At 58.6% G+C, this 3,342-nt stretch carries 6 protein-coding genes; 3 read left to right on the top strand and 3 right to left on the bottom strand.

Annotation, left to right across the window (positions count from 1 at the left end; translation table 11 throughout):
• The first annotated feature begins 709 nt into the window (after nt 1–709).
• Together AC5ZG1_RS43650 and AC5ZG1_RS43645 are read left to right on the top strand one after the other, a co-directional pair.
• Nucleotides 710–886: a hypothetical protein gene (locus AC5ZG1_RS43650; RefSeq protein ID WP_496136490.1), complete on the top strand. Its 177-nt coding sequence runs from the start codon at nt 710–712 to the stop codon at nt 884–886.
• Nucleotides 887–1,065: 179 nt separating this feature from the next.
• Entirely contained in the window at nt 1,066–1,251 is a 186-nt protein-coding gene (locus AC5ZG1_RS43645; RefSeq protein ID WP_496136489.1) for a hypothetical protein, read from the top strand.
• Nucleotides 1,252–1,374: 123 nt separating this feature from the next.
• On the opposite strand, the gene AC5ZG1_RS43640 is transcribed toward AC5ZG1_RS43645, so the two are convergent.
• On the bottom strand, nt 1,375–1,539 hold the full coding sequence (locus AC5ZG1_RS43640) for a hypothetical protein (RefSeq protein WP_456647044.1): 165 nt from the start codon (nt 1,537–1,539) through the stop codon (nt 1,375–1,377).
• Between the two features lie 259 nt (nt 1,540–1,798).
• Between AC5ZG1_RS43640 and AC5ZG1_RS43635 the strand changes: the two genes are divergently transcribed.
• Nucleotides 1,799–2,023 carry a hypothetical protein gene (locus AC5ZG1_RS43635; protein WP_496136488.1) on the top strand — a complete coding sequence of 75 codons (225 nt, stop codon included), beginning with the start codon at nt 1,799–1,801 and terminating at the stop codon, nt 2,021–2,023.
• Nucleotides 2,024–2,212: 189 nt separating this feature from the next.
• Here the strand turns inward: AC5ZG1_RS43635 and AC5ZG1_RS43630 are convergent, their stop codons facing one another.
• Nucleotides 2,213–2,410: a hypothetical protein gene (locus AC5ZG1_RS43630; RefSeq protein ID WP_456647045.1), complete on the bottom strand. Its 198-nt coding sequence runs from the start codon at nt 2,408–2,410 to the stop codon at nt 2,213–2,215.
• Nucleotides 2,407–3,069, bottom strand: coding sequence for an SOS response-associated peptidase (locus AC5ZG1_RS43625; protein WP_496136491.1), 663 nt, complete (start codon nt 3,067–3,069; stop codon nt 2,407–2,409). The genes AC5ZG1_RS43630 and AC5ZG1_RS43625 overlap by 4 nt, the downstream gene beginning before the upstream one ends.
• Between the last annotated feature and the right edge of the window lie 273 nt (nt 3,070–3,342).

Raw genomic sequence — 3,342 nt, 5'->3', positions numbered from 1 at the left:
TTTGTTTGCAAATCAATGAGCAAATCATCTCATCATCGAGCACAATCCGGGAAGGCGGCCTTCACCGAGGGCTTACTTTCCAGGCGTCCAAACAGACGCACTTTGCCAACAGCCATCCTGCTCGATCGTTCCTGTCGGTGTCCTAAATTGGCGTGGCAACTGCCCTAACTAGGACGGCAACCGCTACGGGGTACGCTACCAATGGATCGGCCGGCCGGTTGAAAGTCGCTCGCGCGAAGGTGATCTAAATCAAGACGAACTGCTCACCTAGCTACGTTGTTGGTACGCCGAGTGGTCCCTTGTCTTGGGCCCTTTAGGTTACGAGGTCCGGTCTCCTAGGCACGCCGGGCCTCGTCTCTTGCGCGGTAACGTGAGCCACCATCGCGTCCGGCCGCTAGCTGCGGCGCTCTTCCGCTTGCCGGGCCATCCTCATCCACTCGTCTGCTAGCCGAAGCCAAGCTTCCTTATCGAGAGGGCTGATCATCTTCTCAGCCCATCGTCGGCATTCCTCGGCCTGCTTTCGACACTCCTCCGCGTCAGCCGCCGTCATTATTGAAGTCACCATCTCGAAATTGCGTCAGCTCTGCAAGAACACGAAGGGTTGAGCCATCGTTCCAGAGCTGGTTTCTCGGCTGCGTTCCCAACTCTGGAACTTTTGCAAGCGTTCTAGGTTCTTCGGCCGGGAGGACGATTCTGGAGGAAGATGCCAATGCAGGAGTATCGCATTTTCATTCTGGGTCCGGACGGACACATTATGGACCGATACGAATTCCTGGCTCCTAACGATGACGCGGCGAAAGAGCGCGCCAAGCAGATGGTGGACGGCCACGACATAGAGCTATGGGAACGAGGGCGAAAGATGGCCGAGCTGAGCAGGCAGGAGTAATCCGCGGCCCCATTGGCAGTCTCAAGCGAACAGTGCACCTTCCGGCGTGATCTTCACATAAGTGCCGCTGTCGTGCCATCCAGAGCTATCCAGAAGCGGTCAAGAAGGTCAGGTATTTTCTGAATTGACTTTGCTTGTTCCCGTGCCGAAACTTGCCAAACACAAAGTAGGCGTCGGCGATGAAGGACTATTTGGCACAAATCGAGAAGCTCCGCAGAGAGGCAGCCGAATGCGCCCTGATACGCGACCTCGCAACCGACAAAGCCAAACGCGACATGTTTGACCGGCTAGCTAGCCATCTGACGGTCCTTGCGGACCAGGTAGAGTTGGCAGCGCTCGAACGACAGAACGGGACCGAAAACTAGGGACGCCCCAGTCGGCGCCCCCGCTAGGCGAACAGCTCTGCGCCAGCCGGCGTGATCTTCACATAGGTGCCGCTCTCGTGCATCCACAGCCAGCCGCGATCGATCGCGAACTTGATGCCGGCGCTATACTCGGCCGGGCGTGGCCTTCTCCCGATCGATGAATGGGTAATTGATCTTCTCGGTGTGGATACGGCCGTCCTGTACCGCCTCGACGGCGTTGGCCAGCTCCAGCAGCCGGCGCGCGGCTTTCTCCGGGTCCACGTAGGGCCTGTCTTCGATGCACTTCATGCGCCTTATCTGTTGTGCCACGGTCGACTTGTCCTGCGAGATTCGGCGAACCCCCGCTATGTCCTCATCGCTCAGCCTCACCGTTGCTGTTGAGATCGCCGAGCGCCTTAATCGCACGAAGCTCGGCGCGAAGAAGAGACAAGTTGTCAGCCTGACTGTCTGACCTATTCAGCGCATTAGTCTCCGTCCTTTGAAACTCGCATCTCGCTTTGACGTTTGGGGTCAGGTGGCTGGGGCAATAACAAGAGGAGGGAATCAAATGGCCGATCAGAAATTAGACGTCCGCGGCATAGTCAAAGAACAAGAGAGTCGCGCGGCTGCCAGTACCTCCCTCGGCTTCAACGCTGTAAAGCCACTCGTTGAGTTCCAAGCGTCGATGATGCGGCTGTTTGCCGAGAATGTTGATCAGGCGGCGAGCAACTATGAAAAGAGCTTCGAAGCTGTCAGCAAGCTCGTTGAGCGTTCGCGACGCGAGGCAGCGTAGAGTTTGATGGAAAAGAAAACGCCCCGGCACCTCTCCGGAGAAGCTGCCCCAGGGGCGGCGTAGCTCGCCTGATTGGGTCAGATTAATTGCATAGCTTTCCTGGTTCGGGTTCGTTTTTGGGGCGCCGTACCGCGCTCAAAGCGAAACGGCCCCAGCGGTGCGAAGCTGGGCCTTTTCAGACGCCTTGAGCTAGCCGCGCTCGATCGCGAGCTTGAGCCCGGCGCCATATTCGGACGGCTTGGCGTTCTCGTGATCCATGAATGGGTAGTTGATCTTTTCGATGTGGATGCGTCCATCTTGCACGCGCTCGACGGTATGTGCGAGCTCCATCAGCCGGCGGCCGGCTTTCTCACGATCGGCGTAGGGGCGGTTCTCTGCGTAGTTCATGCTGCGAATTTATCTTCCTTGTCCGGGCCGCGCATGACGATCTTCAGGGCGTCGTCGAGCGGCGGTCGCTGGAGTGCCTTGGCCTCATGCCACGGCGCGCGCAGCCAGACGTCGCGCTCCTCATCCGTCGTCAGGATGACCGGCATGGCCTTGTCATGGATCGGTTTGACGACAGTGTTCGCCTCGGTGGTCAGGAAGCCATAGACGAGGTGAGGGCCGGGAATCGGCTTCGACTTGGTGCCCCGGTCACCCTTGAACTCGGTCCAGATCCCGGCAAACGCCGTAAGCGGCCGGTCGTCGTTCAGCGCGAACCAGACCACGTCCTTCTTCTTCGTGGCCGGATTTGGCTCCGGCGCGTATTCGGCGAAGCTGTTGAAGGGGACCAGGCAACGGTTTTGCGGATTAAGCCAGGCGCGCCAGTATTTCGAAGGGGTATTGCGGATGTTCGTTACTGGTCCTCCGGGTTTTTGCGGTGGCGGCGGCATGCCCCAGCGCATCAGCACCAGCTCGCGGCCATCGGCCGTGTCGCGGACCACGGGCGCCGGATAGTCCGGAAACACGCCCGGCATCGGTGGCAGGTTGCCAATATACCGGTTGACGACGCGGAACAACGCGCGGATCGCTTCCTGATTGGTGGTGATCGAATAGAGGTTGCACATTACGAGCTTGCTCAGGCGGTCATGGCGATAGGCGGCCATCAACGCCATACCCTAACTCCGGCGTCGTGGCAGCCCTGAGCATTGTTTCCGTTTCGTTCATGAAAAGACGGCGTGAGCGTCAAATTGCTCGGGACCGGATGCAGGATTCGCGAATAATTTGAGGGCCACGCGTGGAGTGTCGGAACAACGCTTCCTGGATCGTCTTGAATCCAACCGCCTTGGAAAACCGGAGTTCTGCGTAAAATGGCTCCCCGCGCCAACTGGAAAGGCTTC

The sequence above is a fragment of the Bradyrhizobium sp. Leo78 genome, from assembly GCF_059512425.1.
The sequence above is the reverse complement of the archived record's forward strand: the minus strand, read 5'-3'. Positions and strand labels throughout refer to the sequence as shown.